This window comes from Bradyrhizobium diversitatis (genome assembly GCF_016031635.1).
Lineage (GTDB): Bacteria > Pseudomonadota > Alphaproteobacteria > Rhizobiales > Xanthobacteraceae > Bradyrhizobium > Bradyrhizobium diversitatis.
The window spans coordinates 23,406-38,097 of record NZ_JACEGD010000002.1; the positions used below are offsets into that span (position 1 = coordinate 23,406).

Genomic DNA, 14,692 nt, shown 5'->3' on the forward strand with positions numbered 1-14,692 from the left:
TGCGCGAGCGCGCAGCGACCCTGACACAGGTCAAGTAATCTCCTGGCCGCAACATTTCAAAGGGCATCGGGCAGAGAGTGAGAGGCGGGCCGGGAGGGTTTGAGTCGGTGCGGTCCGAGAGAGAGCGCCGGCCGGCTCGCCCGTTTCGCTCTCCTTGAGGCTCCCCTTAATGAAACACCTTTTCTCGACTGCGGCCGACGAGGCCGCCACGATCTCGCCTGCGCGCGCTCCCGAGGGTGCCCGCGCCATCATCGCTGCGGCTGAGCAGCTTCTCCCGCATGTCGAACATGGCCGACGCATCGACAGCGCAATCTTGCGCGCCGCTATGCAAGAGGCCTTCGGCGCGTCCGATGCGACGGGCGCCTGGGATTGGAAGGAGGCCTATGACGCTTGCGAGGTCGCGACCATCCTGTTCCTGCGCAAATACGGAAAGGCGCTTTTCCGCAAAGCCGCTTCTCCGGCTTCACGACTTTCCGCTTTGGACAAGATCGCGCAGCTTCTGCCGACCCACACGCGCCGGTCTGCAGAGAGCGAGACTTTCCAGCAATTCTCGACGCCAATCCCGCTCGGCCTGGCTGCGCTGACCGCAGCCGCCATTACGGCGGCGGATGGCGTGCTGGAGCCGTCCGCAGGCACCGGGCTACTCGCTATCCTCGCCGAGATCGCCGGCAGCGCCCTCATGCTGAACGAACTGGCCGAGACTCGGGCCGTGTTGCTCTCTTCCCTCTTTCCGGCCATTTCGGTCACACACTTCGACGCGGCCCAGATCGACGATCACCTCGATCCCGCTATCGTCCCGAGCGTCGTGCTGATGAACCCGCCGTTCTCCGCGACGGCGAACGTCTCCGGCCGAATGGCCGACACAGCGTACCGTCACATCGCCTCGGCCCTGGCGCGTCTCGCCGATGGCGGTCGGCTGGTCACGATCACCGGAGCAAGCTTCTCGCCCGAAGCCTCAGCTTGGCGTGATGCTTTCGCGCGGTTGCAGGAACGCGGCCGCGTCGTGTTTACCGCCGCGATCGCCGGCGCGGTCTATGCCAAGAACGGCACCACGATCGAGACGCGCCTCACCGTCATCGACAGGGTGCCGGCCGACGACCCGCGTGCGTTCCCGGAGTCGCCGGGAATGGCGTCCGACGTCGCGACGCTGCTCCGCTGGATCGGCGAGCACGTTCCGGCTCGCTTGCCAGTCGCCTCGACCGGCGCGCTTCCCGTGTCAGACTCGTCAGCGCCTCGCACCGTGCGCGGCTATCTCGCACGGGCAACCGCGCAGTCGGCCAGGGCCTCGGTCGCCGATCCCGAAGCCGTCGACCTTGCCTATGAGACGATCGATTGGACCCCGCCCGAGAGCGCGCGCCTCAGCGACGCCATCTACGAGGAGTACAGGCTGCAATCGATCCGGATCCCCGGCGCGCAGGCGCACCCGACCAAGTTGGTGCAGTCGGCCGCGATGGCCTCGGTCGCCCCGCCGAAGCCGAACTACCGGCCGCGCCTGCCGGCGAACCTCGTCAGCTACGGCATCCTGTCCGACGCCCAGCTCGAGACGGTGATTTATGCCGGGGAGGCCCATGCCAACTATCTCGCCGGCGCCTGGACCGTTGACGAGACCTTCGATCTCGTCACGGCCGCCCGCGACGACGCACCGAACGCCGTCCGCTTCCGTCGCGGCTTCATGCTCGGTGACGGGACCGGCGCCGGCAAGGGTCGCCAGTCCGCCGGCATCATTCTCGACAACTGGCTGCAGGGCCGGCGCAAGGCGGTCTGGATCTCGAAGTCCGACAAGCTGCTCGAGGACGCCCAGCGTGACTGGTCGGCGCTCGGCATGGAGCGTCTCTTGGTCACGCCGCTCTCGCGCTTCCCTCAAGGGCGCGAGATCCGGTTGGCCGAAGGCGTCCTATTTTTAACCTACGCTACGCTGCGGTCCGACGACCGTGGCGAGAAGCTTTCGCGCGTCCGGCAGATTGTTCAATGGTTGGGCTCCGACTTCGACGGCGTCATCATTTTCGACGAGAGCCATGCCATGCAAAATGCCGGAGGCGGCAAGGGCGAGCGGGGCGATGTCGCGCCCTCGCAGCAGGGGCGTGCGGGCTTGCGCCTGCAGCACGCGCTCCCCAATGCCCGCATCGTCTATGTTTCGGCGACCGGCGCCACCACGGTCCACAACCTCGCCTACGCTCAGCGCCTCGGGCTCTGGGGCGGCGAGGATTTTCCGTTCGCCACCCGTGCCGAGTTCGTCGAGGCTATCGAGGAGGGTGGCGTTGCGGCGATGGAGGTGCTCTCCCGCGATCTTCGCTCGCTCGGCCTCTATACCGCACGCTCACTTTCCTACGACGGCGTCGAATACGAGCTCGTCGAGCATCAACTCACCGATGAGCAACGGCGGATCTACGACGCCTACGCCGGTGCCTTCAGCATCATCCACAACCACCTCGATGCGGCGATGCAGGCTGCCAACATCACCGGAGAGACCGGCACGCTCAATCGTCAGGCCAAGTCGGCCGCGCGCTCGGCGTTCGAGTCCGCCAAGCAGCGCTTCTTCGGTCATCTGCTCACCAGCATGAAGACGCCGACCCTGGTCCGCTCCATTGAACGGGACCTGGCCGAGGGCCATGCCGCCGTCATCCAGATCGTCTCGACCGGCGAGGCGCTGATGGAGCGGCGGCTCGCCGAGATTCCGCCTGAGGAATGGAACGACGTGCGCGTGGACATCACGCCGCGCGAGTACGTGCTGGATTACCTCGCCCATTCCTTCCCGGTGCAGCTCTATGAGCCCGTCACCGACGCCGAGGGCAATCTCTCGTCGCGGCCCGTCTTCCGCGACGGCCAGCCGGTTGAGAGTCGGGAGGCCGTCGCCCGCCGCAATGATCTGATCGAGCGCCTCGCGTCGCTTCCGCCCGTTCCCGGCGCGCTCGACCAGATCGTGCAGCGTTTCGGAACGGATCTCGTGGCGGAAGTGACTGGTCGTTCGCGGCGCGTGGTGCGCAGGGGTGACCGCCTTGCGGTCGAGAGCCGCGCCGCTTCCGCCAATCTCGCCGAGACCGCTGCCTTCATGGACGACCTGAAGCGCGTGCTTGTCTTCTCGGAAGCAGGTGGCACCGGTCGCAGCTACCACGCGGAGCTCTCGGCTCGGAATCGCCGGCTTCGTGTCCATTATTTGCTCGAGCCAGGCTGGAAGGCGGATGCCGCGATCCAGGGGCTCGGTCGAACGAACCGCACCAACCAGGCGCAGCCACCGCTGTTCCGACCCATCGCGACCGACGTCAAGGCCGAGAAGCGCTTCCTCTCGACCATTGCGCGCCGGCTCGACACGTTGGGAGCCATCACGCGCGGACAGCGCCAGACCGGCGGGCAGGGCCTATTCCGGCCCGAGGACAATCTTGAGAGCCATTACGCCCGCGACGCGTTGCGCCAGCTCTATCTGCTGCTTGTGCGCGGCAAGGTCGAAGGTTGCTCGCTCGAGATCTTCGAAGACGCCACGGGTCTGAAGCTCGTGGACGCGAACGGCATCAAGGACGATCTGCCGCCGATCACAACGTTCCTGAACCGCCTGCTCGCGCTCACCATCGACCTGCAGGGCTTGTTGTTCACCGCTTTCGAGCAGTTGCTGAACGCCAAGGTCGAGGGCGCCATCGCCAGCGGCGTCTACGACATCGGCCTGGAGACGCTGCAGGCTGAGAGCTTCGTCGTCACCGATCGACGCACGATCTACACCCATCCGGCCACCGGCGCGGAAACCCGGCTGCTCACCATCACCGAGCGCCGGCGCAATCGCCCCATGCCGCCGGATCGAGCGCTCGATTATCTCGCCGATGCTCGGGCGGTGTTGCTGGTCAACGAGCGCTCAGGGCGCGCCGCGGTGCAGATTCCGGCGCCGAGCCTCATGCTCGATGACGGCGAGATCGAACGCCGCGTGCGGCTGATCCGCCCCATGGAGCACCATTATGCTTCCATCAAGATGATGGACGAGAGTCACTGGCAGCCTGCGGATCGCGAGACATTCGCCGTGGCATGGAACGGCGAACTCCTCGAGGTCCCCGAGTTCGCTGAGAGCAGCCTTCACATCGTCGCCGGTCTGCTGCTGCCGATTTGGAAGCGGCTTCCGAACGAATCGACCCGGGTCTATCGGCTTCAGAGCGATGATGGAGAACGCATCATCGGCCGCAGGGTCTCGCCAGCCTGGGCGACGAACGCTTGCGCGACCGAAACCGGCAGCTTGGGCCCGCAGGAGGCTTTCTCGGCGTTGATGGAGGGGCGCACCGTCCTCGACCTCGCCGAGGACCTGCAGCTCCATCGTGTCCGCGTGATGAGCGTCCATCGCATCGAGCTGTCCGGCTTCACCGATACGATGCGTGACCGGTTGCGCGCCTACGGCCTCTTCAGCGAGATCATCTCGTGGAAGCTGCGCATGTTCGTGCCGACAGACGCGACCGGAGCCGGGGTGTTAGCAAAGGTGCTCGACCACTATCCGGTCGTGCGCATCGGCGAGCGGGAGGCCGCCTGATGGCCCGCGACAATGCCTCCGAACTGGCCCGCCGTCTCGCGCGTGACGCCGAGGCGGTGTGCCGCCATTATCTGTCCAACGGGCGGCGGCAGGGCCGCTACTGGATGGTGGGCGACGTCCGTAATACGCCTGGTCGCTCAATGTTCGTGCGACTCAGAGAATCGGTGAAGGGACCCGCGGGCAAGTGGACCGATGCCGCCTCGGCCGAACATGGTGATCTCCTCGACGTGATCCGCGAGAGCTGCGGTCTCGTGGACTTCCGCGATGTCGTCACTGAAGCACGACGGTTTCTGAGTCTGCCGCGTCCAGAACTGGAGCCTGAGCCGAAGCGCCGGTCGAGAAAACCGCTCGCGCCGGTCGGATCGCCAGAGGCGGCGCGGCGACTCTTCGGAATGTCGCAGTTGATCGAGGGCACACTCGTAGAAGCGTATCTCCGCAATCGCGGCATTACGGCTTTGCACGAAACCGGAAGTCTGCGGTTTCACCCGCGTTGCTATTACCGGCCCGACGACCACAGCGCCACCGAGACCTGGCCGGCGATGATCGCCGCTGTCACCGATCTCTCCGGCCACCTGACCGGAGCGCATCGCACATGGCTTGATCCTGATGGCTTCAGCGAGACGACGCTCGGCAAGGCGCGGATCGACACGCCGAAACGGGCGATGGGCGACCTGCTTGGTCACGCCGTTCGATTTGGCGTAGCCGGCGAAGTCATGGCGGCCGGCGAGGGCATCGAGACGATGCTGTCGCTCCGCTGCGTCCTGCCTACCATGCCGATGGTCGCCGCCCTCTCGGCGGCGCATCTCTCCGCCATCCTCTTCCCGGGCACGCTCCGCCGGCTCTATATCGCCCGCGACGACGATCCTGCTGGTGACGGCGCCATGGCCACTTTGATCGATCGGGCGCAGGACGCCGGGATCGAGGCAATCGTGATATCGCCACGGCTTGGCGACTTCAATGAGGACCTTCGCCTGCTCGGACTTGACGCCCTTCGGGCCGCGAGCCGCGTGCAGATCGCGGCGCAGGACGTCGCGCGCTTTATGGAGCTGGCGGCATAGCCGGAACGGGGAGGGGTGATGCAGCCCCTTCGTTACCGCGAGGCTGGTGGTCATGCTTCCCTCGGCGACGGAGAGGACCGCTCCCACGGCCTTCTTAAGAGGGCGATCGGGCGGCAAGCGGCCCGGACCGGCAACCTCGCGGGCCGACTATTTTCCGTCGGCGGCAGAGCCGCCTTTACATCGCGAGGCAAAATAGTCGGCCCCCTTCGGTCCTCCGCCAGGGCTCCGGCCCACGGCTCACGCTGCGGGTGCAGGTTCGTACCGCCTGCCGCTTTCGTCGCCATGAAGGCCGCGATGGGCGCGGTCGCACCGACGAGGGAAGCCGCAATGACCACCGACCACGACGACGGTTTCGAGCCGCCGCACAACTCATCCCCGACCGATCAGATCCTCCAGGAACTCCAGCTCTATGGCCACCGTCCCTTCCACGATGAGCCCGATCCGCGGCCGCTTCCCGAAGCACATATCCTTTCTGGCAGCATCTCCGACATCTTCGACGCCCTCGTGGTGGCGCTGGCCGAAACACGCCTCGAACCCGATCTCGAAGACCTGCTCTGGTCGACAGTGAACGTCTTCCACCGCGCCATCGACAGGATCGAGCGCGAGCTCGACGGCAACGAGCTGGCGCAGCAGCGATTGCAGCGGGAGCAGGACGGCAGCGAGATCAAGTCCGTCGAGCTGGAGCGGCTGACGGCAGAAGGGCAGACGCTGATCGAGCGGCGCAACGCCTTCGAACTGATGCGCGACCAGGCCGCCGACGAGTTCGAACGCCACACCCATTCCGCCTGGCGGCCGCGCAACGGGTCCAAGGTCAACCACCGCAATTTGACCTCCGCGATGATCGACAGCCGCGATTTCCTCGCCGCGAAGAGGCACGCCGACAACCAGGTGCTCCTGCCGGCGGGGCCGAAGGTGGCGCTGACCGGCGGGCTCGACTTCAACGACCACCGGCTGATCTGGGCCAAGCTTGATCAGGTCCACGCCAAGCACTCGGACATGGTGCTGCTGCACGGCGGATCGCCCAAGGGCGCCGAGCTGATCGCCGCCAAATGGGCTGACAACCGCAAGGTCCCGCAGATCGCCTTCAGGCCCGACTGGACGAAACACGCCAAAGCTGCACCGTTCAAGCGGAACGATGCGATGCTGCAGACACTTCCCATCGGGTTGCTGCACTTTCCCGGGACCGGCATCCAGGACAATCTCGCCGACAAGGCCAAAAAGCTCGGCATCCCGGTCTGGAGGTTTGGAACGGGCGGCGCGTGAGCGCCGCTATCCCCTCTTGCTCCGCGGAATACACGAAACAGTTCAAGATTGCTGGCGCCGAGTGCTGTGATTGTTCAGCGCGCGGGTATGCTTGCCTTCGATCGAAAACCAGTATCTGTGCGTCGCATCGCTGGCCGCGCATTCTGCTGCGCTGGACCCACGAGGCCGCCGTGCCTCCGCTATACGGCTTCAAATGCTAAGGCGGTCAGGCAGGCGACGGACTGCCCCGTATTGGTGATCGGCGCCATTCAGTCGGGTTCGCCGGTCACGGCGATCCTTGCCAAGCGCGCATAAAGGGCCAATTCGGTGTCGTCCTCGATCATATCGTCGAGCATGTCTTCATGTCGCTTTGATCGGAAGCCGACGCCGGACGAATCGAGGGTCGCGGAACCGTTAGATCGCTTGAGATTGGACATCCGCATTCGAGCGCGTTTATGACGCGGACGAACGGGACTATCTTGTATGGGAATATCGTTCCTGGAACAGAAATGCTCTCTGCGACTTGAAACGCCTTCCGCGGCGCCCATTGACGAACCGCGCTCCGGCAATCGATCATGTCGACGCAGACCGCCGCCCGTCAGTGCGCCGCTTCCGGGTGGCTTCAATTCCAATAGCAACTATCGCAGAACGTTATGCTTTGCAGCGTCCTCATATTGAGCGGTTCGGGCGCCTTCAGGACAAGCACGCCGTTCTGATCAGACGCCGCCTCCCGAAAGGGAACGTCGGTCAGTTGGCCGTTCTGCAAGTCGCATGGGACGAAGCTGACATCCCCCGATACGGGAGGGCCGTCGCGCCGTACGACGCTGAGCTTGCCATCGGGAGTCCGATGGATCTGCGCGAACGCCGTTCTGGTTAGTGGACTGCCGCATAGCGTCGCCCCCGGCGAAAGGGTTATACGGCCGAGCCGAAACTTCCCATCATCGGCGCGGACCACGTCGAACGGTGTCGCCAACGCCGTCGGTATGTCGAGAATTCTGGCCGAACGCGTCTTGCCCAGAAGATCCTCGGAATACCGTCCCGTTGACAGAATCCGATTTTTCCTTCGCGCGGCGGACGCGTACTCCTGAAGCAGGTTCGCGGCAAACGAGACCAGCGGAGCCGAAAATGAGGTTCCGTTGACGACGACCTTCGTGAACTTCGACCCGTCGTAGGTGAACGTCGGAACGCCACATCCGGGGGCCGCCAAGTCGACGTGTTCGGCGCTCTTGTTCGACTTGCTCCACCATTGATCGGTCGAGGATACCGCGCCGACAGTTATCACATTCCTCTTCGACGTTCCTCCCCAACGTGCGGGCATGTAATCGTCGGCGCTACCGCCGTCGTTCCCCGCAGCGACCACGAAAAGCACTTGAGGCAGATCGCTGAAGAAGCCGCTGAAGTTGAGCGGGCGTTCGTACTGATTGACATTGAATTTGAGGCTGAGATTGACGGATGCCACATCGGCTTGCCCCCAATTATCGCCGGAGAGCGTCCTCAAGACCGCCGATGTGTCGACATCCAGCGTCCCGTCCGCCAGTCTTCTGTATCCCATGAGATCGACGATCATCCCACCGTCCGCCGATGCGTTGGACCCGATCAGGTGATCTTCGGAAAGTACGCCGATGCCGCCGAGAGCCAACGCCAATACGCCGATACCGTGCTCCGCATTCTTGGCTCCCGAGACGAAATACACCGGCGGACGCGAAGAGGACCACAGATAGGGATCGGTGTTCGGACCGTCCGCATCGGAATTCGGGATGAAATAACTGCGGTCGAAGGGAGACATACCGACTTTGCCGCTCGGAAAACCGGTATCGAAGATCAACAACCTGCCACCGCTAGGCTTGCGTCCGGCAAGCTTTCTGAGCTCGAGGACCTTTTTCAGCTCCGACATATTGACGGGCCATCGGCCGCTTTCGCCTTCCGGACAGCTTTGCCCATCGCCCGCCGCGGGCTCATCGAAATAAGGCGTGAACGTACCGAACGAACCCACGCCCGAGCTGTTCGAAGGCGGCAAAGCCGCGAATATCTGTTTGGCCGCCGCTTTGGCGTCGACGCCGTCCTTCAACTCTACGGCGTAAGCGGTCGGCGAGAGCGTCGAAACGACCAGGTTGGTCCTATTGGGAAGATTATTGAAGTCGACAGGCTCGTTGGAGGCAAGAACGTCTTGCGCTCTCAGTATCCTCTCAAATCCCTGCACCTTCCTGTTCAAGTTCGGATCAACCTTGCCGGACGTCGTGGAAAGCGCGGCCTTCAGCACCGAATTGTAGCTGTCGTTCGCAGCGGCATCGGACAGCCGTTCGCTGGACATCCGGCCGATGAGCGACGGCCCTTGCTTTCCGAGAGCTTCGGAGAAATTCGACCAGCCTTGCTGAAGCTTTTCGAAGCCGATGGACTGACTCGGTCCCAACGGAGCATCGGTCTTATCGAGGTAGGTAGAGGCCACGATCGTGGAAGGCCATTTGGTCGTGAACTGCGCCGTTTGGATGTCCGAATCGACACCCGTGGACTTCCTGATCGCTTCGGCGAGCGCGCCCGGTGTCGTCGGCGTCGCCTTGCTCCAGTCGATACTGTTGTCCTTTGCCTCCACGGTCGCGAGCTTCTCCTGCGCGAAGAGGCAGGCGGGGAATACGAGGTTCGCATCCGACGAGAGAACGGTCCTGCCTTCCTTCACGTCGGCATTCTGGCTATTCGCCTGAATGAAGATCGGCAGATAGTAGCGCCGCGCGTTCGCGGTTCCGCAGTTATCGGCGATCGCCTTGAGGATGTCGCTTCCCTTGGACAACGAGACCGTCTTCTCCCGCCCTAGTTTCGCGATGGTCACGGCAAGGGTCGGCGTGAGATCCGTCGTCTGAACGATGAGCTTATCTTCGGCCGCTCCGCTCGGATCGGCGACGGACGACAGCCAAATGGCCGCCAACAGCGCGCTTCGGAAGCTCATGGCGTGAAGCGGTCGTGGCAACCGGCCGCGTTCGGATCGAGACCACATATCGTCGTTCCTTTGGCCTTTTTCCAATCAAGTATGAAGTCGCGGGTCGCCCCCGAGAAGGGCGTGATGCCGGAAGATCTTGCTGACACATCATAGGACGAATTTATTCCGACGACGGAGCGCGGGTTCACGGGGTGGTCCTCTACCGCGAGCAGATAGGCGGCTCCGCCGCTGTCCCCCGGGCAGATGACCACACCTCCTTTCGTCATGAGGTGATCGTCCTTGTCGGTCGGCAGCTTCAGGACTTTCGACGTTCCGCCGTACAGTTGTCCAGCCCGGTCCAGCGTCACCACGCTGCGACAACCGTACCCAAGAAGAAAAAGCTTGGTGCCGCTCGCGACCGGAGAACTCATATCGAGATTTTCGAAGCCTCCCGCGTTCGGCAACGATCCCGCGCTGAAACACATGGCGACGTCTCCAGCGAGGGACCGCCGCACGAATTTCGGATTCCTCTCGCACGAGATTTCGAAGGTTCCCATCGCGCCGAGATCGACCGAATAGGAAGCGCCATCGCTGATGCAATGCGCGGCAGTGATCAACGCATGCTCGCCGACGATCGTGCTGGTACACGCCAAGGTTTTTGCATAGAGAAACTTGAGAGTCGCGCGCCAATTGAAAGGGTCTTGCTTCGACCCACCGTCGATTTGAACAGAGCCTGCTCCAAGCGGAACAGGAGGTGTCATGACAATCGTTCGCCGCTTCCCGGACTTGTTCGCCGCGCCCGCCTCACCCTGGCAAAGGCCAAGGGACGCCAGAAGACCCAGAACTGCCCAGATCTTCGATACCACCGGGCCCCAATGCCGGCCTGCAGGCGAATGCCGATCGGACATCTCTACAGCCCTCAAGGCGGCGTAGTCGGCACGACGACGAGCCGTAGTTGTTCGAGTCTCTGGTAGAAAAGTTGCCGCTTCTGTTCGTCCGACATGGATTTCGGTCCATCGTCGCTCGGCTGACCGAGCACGATGTTCAGCGTGTTCGTCGTCGTACGGGATCCCGATAAGAACGTACCGTTGGTGCCTGGTCCCTTGAAGCGGACGAGAGACCAACTGGGCGTCACGTTCCCGTTGACCGCCACGATGAACTGAGCCTGATGGGAGATCGAATCGATCGGCGGATCACGCGGAAGAAGTTCCCATGCAGCCTTCGCCGCCTTCACGGCGCCGTTCGCCTCTTCGGTGGCGGCTTTGAGGGCGTCGGGTATCTTCTTAAAAAGCGTGTCTTGTTCGGGAAGAGGCGTCTGCCCGCCGCGGATAGCGATGTTGGCCCGCCAAACCCAGGCTTGGCCTTTATCCGCCTGTTCCAGCGCGGTCACCGCGGCGCCGTTCGCCTTGGAGGCCGCATCATAGGTACCTTGGATGTTCTTTTGCAGCGCAAGCGCCTTCGCCCGAGCCGCATATATCCGCGCTTTCTGCGCGAGTTCTTCCGAGTTCAAGAGCGCTCTGTTCGCCAGTTCGATTTCCTTCACGCCGGCTTCAGCGGGCTGCTGTCCGGTCGGACCCGGCAATGGAGCCGGCTTGCCGGTCGGAGGAGCGTGATATCCGATCGTAAGCTGGCCGTTTCCCGCCGGCGCGAGCGCCGATTGGATCCACTCTTCCAAGCCCAAATGTCCCAGAAGCCCCTCTTGCAGCGGTCCGGCGCAGTCGAGGGTCTGGGCCCGCATCAACTCGTCGACCGACAGCGTGAAGCTCAAAACCTCGTTTCTGATGGCCGTACCGCTCACCCCTCCTCCCGCTGCGACGCTGTACGTCGGTTCGGTCACAAGGATCGACGGATTGAGAGACGACTGCTCGTTGGTTACGAGCGTGAGGTCCACCTTGGCCGTCCAGTATCGCAGCCACTGGAAATCGCCCGTGGGATACGCTCCCCCGATCGGAGGAAGCGCGAACGCCATCTCGCACTTGATCCGCTCGACGATATCCGAGATGGCGACGCCATCCTCCCGCAACTGGGGTATGTTCGTGCAACTGGCGACGCACACAAGCGATGCGAGCCCCAGGCCTCGCAAGAAATTAGACATCCAAAAACAACGCCCCCGCGCAATGGTTTGCATTGTTTATCAAAAGTAGTTGGATGTCTAGTCCGTCTACGATCTGCGGAGACTCGATTGTCAAGACTGAGAGCGCCCGCGCCGAAGGCCACGATCTGAAGCAGGCCTCCCGCCAGCATGATGTTCTTGAGAAAATGAATCATCTGGTTCTGGTCTGCGAAATTGCTGTGAAATGACACCGCCGTCTCCAACGTGAACAGCGCTAGGGCGCTCGCGACCGGCCTAACCCGATAGCCTGCGATCAGCAGAAGGCACCGCCAAGTTCGACTGCGACCGCCACGGCGAACGCCAAAGGCGGCACGGGTAGACCGACTGCGCCGATCATGGCCGTGGGCGGTAGGCCGCGAGCTTGCCTAATAGCCGATCAGCCGCCGCACCGTGACGGCAACGATGTTCCAGCCGAGAGCCACGCAGTCTCGACAACCAGCCATCTGTTTGGCGGACACCGCCCCGCTGCCTTGGCGCTGATCCTTGATCCGAACGCAGCCTGACGCCATCAACCCACAAGGGGTCGGCTTACGCTGAAGCGTGCCGCCGCTTCGTCTTCGCCTGCGCGGTGATTGCGGCCCACGCCCGGACACATCGGGCGCCTGTCACGCGGGGATGGTCCCCGCCTCAGAACAGGAGCCGGACCGATGTCTCAAGCCCTTGCCTTCGCCAACGCCTGGAACCTTGCCACTACCCTTATGGTCTGCGTCGTCATCTTCCGTACCGGCATGGGCGGATACGGCGTCATGCCAGCGGCCGAATACGACGGCGATCCGTCCGCGGTGATTCACGAATTCGATCCCTTCCAATGACGAAGGCGCGCTACAGATCGTTGGCCCGCGAGCGGAAGTCCTGTCGGATTTCCGCTCCCAGTTGCGCCCGTTTGCGGCTATGCTTTTGGCTGCGCCGTGGTGGTGGTGGAAGGCGCGACCGCTAGACCTTTGTTTATCTTAGGGAGACCGCCACCATGATCGTCCTCGGACCACTGCTCGTTATCGGCGGCATCGGCTTCTTCTGCTGGTTGCTGTTCACGCTTGCCGTCTTCGCGCTGCCATTCTTTGTCGGCCTCACCGTAGCCATGTGGGCCTTCCACGCGGGCACCGGCGCGCTCGGCGGCCTTCTCGTTGGCTTGGCCGCTGGCGGCGCGACCTTCTGTGGCGGCCGGATTGCCCTGGCCTCCGCACCGTGGACATGGCTTCGCGTGCTTATCATCATCCTCTTCGTCGCGCCGGCCGCGGTCGCTGGATACAGCGCCACGCATGGGATCGCGCAAATAGCAATTCCATCTGCGACTTGGCAGCTGATCATCTCGGTCCTCGGCGCCGTTGCCGTCAGCATCGCATCGTTTGCGCGCTACGCATGATGACAACGCCTGGCTCGACCGGGCACGGCATGGCGTCTGGCTGACGACCCCAGAGCAGCCGTGGTCTGACCCGATCAGGCTTTCGCAACACGCGTCTCTCGTCATCTGGCTGCGGACCGATAGGCGATGAAGCCTGATCGCGCTCAGCGGCCCATCTCGATGCGCTGTCGGAGCGTTGAATTGCTCACGGCGAAGCTCGATACAACGCGGCCGACAAGACCGGGATGAGCGGCGCGTCCTGGCGATCAGTTATCGTGGCAGCGAACTCTCGTCTTTAACTCGCAGAGAGTTTCAGCCGCTGCAGAATCTCTCGCCGCTAGCTGAAGGCATCGCGACCGGCGCCAAGTTCTCCTTGATGCTAGTTCTGTTTAGATCGAGCGCACCGAACGGCCTCTCCGATGGATGGATCTGGCCGAAGGACGGCTAACGCCTCGATCGCCTATGGCGCAACGGCGCCGATCGACTTTCTTCCCCTGCCGGCTGCGCCGTCATTCCTCGCGAAACAAGAAAGTCGCCTGGCTACCGTCCTCCGCTGGCGCTTCGGCCCCTTCGGGGTGCGCCGTCGATCGCCTCCGGCCTGTCGATCACCATCGAGGCCGCAAGGTGCGGGCTCGGAAGACAGCGATCAAGGAGAACTACCATGGCGACCATCGGCACCTTCAAGAAGACCGGCTCGAACGAGTTCACCGGCGCAATCGTCACCCTCTCGCTCCAGGCCAAGAACGTCCGCATCGTTCCAGAGACCAGCCGCTCAGGCGAGAACGCGCCCAGCCACCGGGTCTATGTCGGTCGCGTCGAGATCGGGGCCGGCTGGTCCAAGCGCTCCAACGAGGGCCGCGACTATCTGAGCCTCAAGCTCGACGATCCGAGCTTCACCGCTCCGATCTTCGCCAACCTCTTCGACGACGAGGACGGTGAGGGCTTCAGCTTGATCTGGTCCCGCCCCAGCCGCCGCAATGGCGACTGACCTGACGCACGATGCCTCGCCCGGCTGGTCCGGGCGGGGCATCGCCACGCAGAGGAAGCGTGAAGGCACCTCGTTTGCCGTGACGGCGCAGAAGGGCGCAACAGAAACCGATTAGCGACCACGCGCCGGTTTGATTGGGTACCGTTGATTGGCTTCCAAGACACTCTCGACAATGTCATCCCAGTCGGGACAGATTGCGACGAGACGATCGAGCACCGTGGGATCACGTTCGATCTGGCCGAGCGCCTGTGCACGCCACTGGTCGTTGAAGCTTATGCTCATCAACCCCAGGCATTCGATCTCCGAACTGTCGGGTCGCAAGTGCTCCAACGTTGCCGTCACTATGCCGGTCCATTGCTGAATCAGATGCCATGGCTCCGGGTCGCTTCGAGCCTCCAACTTCTCTCCGAGAAGACCAATCAGTGCGAAGAACCGGGTTCGCCAAGGTTGAGACCTGAGTTCCACGACCAGATCGTCCACCGTTTCGCGGATGTCGGCTGGCAAGTGCTCGTACAGGGACATAAAGCCTACTCCATC

General features: G+C 63.2%; 11 protein-coding genes and 1 pseudogene. 6 read left to right on the forward strand and 6 right to left on the reverse strand.

Going from position 1 to position 14,692, the window contains the following annotated elements:
- Positions 1-169: 169 nt before the first annotated feature.
- The 3 genes from H1B27_RS01585 (at position 170) to H1B27_RS01595 (ending at position 6,822) form a co-directional block, all read left to right on the forward strand.
- The gene (locus tag H1B27_RS01585; protein WP_197964738.1) at positions 170-4,501 is read left to right on the forward strand and encodes a strawberry notch family protein; all 4,332 of its coding nucleotides are present in this window, start codon (positions 170-172) and stop codon (positions 4,499-4,501) included.
- The gene (locus H1B27_RS01590; RefSeq protein ID WP_197964739.1) at positions 4,501-5,559 is read left to right on the forward strand and encodes a DUF7146 domain-containing protein; all 1,059 of its coding nucleotides are present in this window, start codon (positions 4,501-4,503) and stop codon (positions 5,557-5,559) included. The genes H1B27_RS01585 and H1B27_RS01590 overlap by 1 nt, the downstream gene beginning before the upstream one ends.
- Before the next feature lie 327 nt (positions 5,560-5,886).
- Entirely contained in the window at positions 5,887-6,822 is a 936-nt protein-coding gene (locus H1B27_RS01595; protein ID WP_197964740.1) for a DUF2493 domain-containing protein, read from the forward strand.
- A 248-nt stretch (positions 6,823-7,070) separates the two neighbouring features.
- Here the strand turns inward: H1B27_RS01595 and H1B27_RS01600 are convergent, their stop codons facing one another.
- From H1B27_RS01600 to H1B27_RS39930, 5 genes and pseudogenes are all read right to left on the reverse strand, one after another.
- Positions 7,071-7,238 carry a hypothetical protein gene (locus tag H1B27_RS01600; RefSeq protein ID WP_197964952.1) on the reverse strand — a complete coding sequence of 56 codons (168 nt, stop codon included), beginning with the start codon at positions 7,236-7,238 and terminating at the stop codon, positions 7,071-7,073.
- A gap of 185 nt (positions 7,239-7,423) precedes the next feature.
- Complete coding sequence (locus H1B27_RS01605; RefSeq protein ID WP_197964741.1) at positions 7,424-9,742, reverse strand: S8 family serine peptidase; 2,319 nt, start codon at positions 9,740-9,742, stop codon at positions 7,424-7,426.
- Positions 9,739-10,620 (reverse strand): trypsin-like serine protease, encoded by an 882-nt coding sequence (locus tag H1B27_RS01610; protein ID WP_197964742.1) that lies wholly within the window; start codon positions 10,618-10,620, stop codon positions 9,739-9,741. Before H1B27_RS01610 ends, H1B27_RS01605 begins: the two co-directional genes overlap by 4 nt.
- 11 nt (positions 10,621-10,631) lie before the next feature.
- Complete coding sequence (locus H1B27_RS01615; RefSeq protein WP_210343182.1) at positions 10,632-11,807, reverse strand: hypothetical protein; 1,176 nt, start codon at positions 11,805-11,807, stop codon at positions 10,632-10,634.
- An 83-nt stretch (positions 11,808-11,890) separates the two neighbouring features.
- A pseudogene (locus H1B27_RS39930) lies at positions 11,891-12,165 on the reverse strand (DoxX family protein); the annotation flags it as partial.
- 307 nt (positions 12,166-12,472) lie between these two features.
- Between H1B27_RS39930 and H1B27_RS01620 the strand changes: the two are divergent.
- From H1B27_RS01620 to H1B27_RS01630, 3 genes are all read left to right on the forward strand, one after another.
- Entirely contained in the window at positions 12,473-12,637 is a 165-nt protein-coding gene (locus tag H1B27_RS01620; RefSeq protein ID WP_197964744.1) for a hypothetical protein, read from the forward strand.
- A 155-nt stretch (positions 12,638-12,792) separates the two neighbouring features.
- Entirely contained in the window at positions 12,793-13,188 is a 396-nt protein-coding gene (locus H1B27_RS01625; protein WP_197964745.1) for a hypothetical protein, read from the forward strand.
- A 640-nt stretch (positions 13,189-13,828) separates the two neighbouring features.
- Positions 13,829-14,155, forward strand: coding sequence for a DUF736 domain-containing protein (locus H1B27_RS01630; RefSeq protein ID WP_197964746.1), 327 nt, complete (start codon positions 13,829-13,831; stop codon positions 14,153-14,155).
- Positions 14,156-14,266: 111 nt separating this feature from the next.
- Here H1B27_RS01630 and H1B27_RS01635 read toward each other — a convergent pair whose 3' ends face one another.
- The gene (locus H1B27_RS01635; RefSeq protein ID WP_197964747.1) at positions 14,267-14,677 is read right to left on the reverse strand and encodes a hypothetical protein; all 411 of its coding nucleotides are present in this window, start codon (positions 14,675-14,677) and stop codon (positions 14,267-14,269) included.
- Positions 14,678-14,692 lie beyond the last annotated feature (15 nt).

Coding starts and splice junctions, on each gene's coding strand:
- H1B27_RS01585 (WP_197964738.1), top strand. CDS start 170: ATGAAACACCTTTTCTCGACTGCGGCCGACGAGGCCGCCACGATCTCG.
- H1B27_RS01590 (WP_197964739.1), top strand. CDS start 4,501: ATGGCCCGCGACAATGCCTCCGAACTGGCCCGCCGTCTCGCGCGTGAC.
- H1B27_RS01595 (WP_197964740.1), top strand. CDS start 5,887: ATGACCACCGACCACGACGACGGTTTCGAGCCGCCGCACAACTCATCC.
- H1B27_RS01600 (WP_197964952.1), bottom strand. CDS start 7,238: ATGTCCAATCTCAAGCGATCTAACGGTTCCGCGACCCTCGATTCGTCC.
- H1B27_RS01605 (WP_197964741.1), bottom strand. CDS start 9,742: ATGAGCTTCCGAAGCGCGCTGTTGGCGGCCATTTGGCTGTCGTCCGTC.
- H1B27_RS01610 (WP_197964742.1), bottom strand. CDS start 10,620: ATGTCCGATCGGCATTCGCCTGCAGGCCGGCATTGGGGCCCGGTGGTA.
- H1B27_RS01615 (WP_210343182.1), bottom strand. CDS start 11,807: ATGTCTAATTTCTTGCGAGGCCTGGGGCTCGCATCGCTTGTGTGCGTC.
- H1B27_RS01620 (WP_197964744.1), top strand. CDS start 12,473: ATGTCTCAAGCCCTTGCCTTCGCCAACGCCTGGAACCTTGCCACTACC.
- H1B27_RS01625 (WP_197964745.1), top strand. CDS start 12,793: ATGATCGTCCTCGGACCACTGCTCGTTATCGGCGGCATCGGCTTCTTC.
- H1B27_RS01630 (WP_197964746.1), top strand. CDS start 13,829: ATGGCGACCATCGGCACCTTCAAGAAGACCGGCTCGAACGAGTTCACC.
- H1B27_RS01635 (WP_197964747.1), bottom strand. CDS start 14,677: ATGTCCCTGTACGAGCACTTGCCAGCCGACATCCGCGAAACGGTGGAC.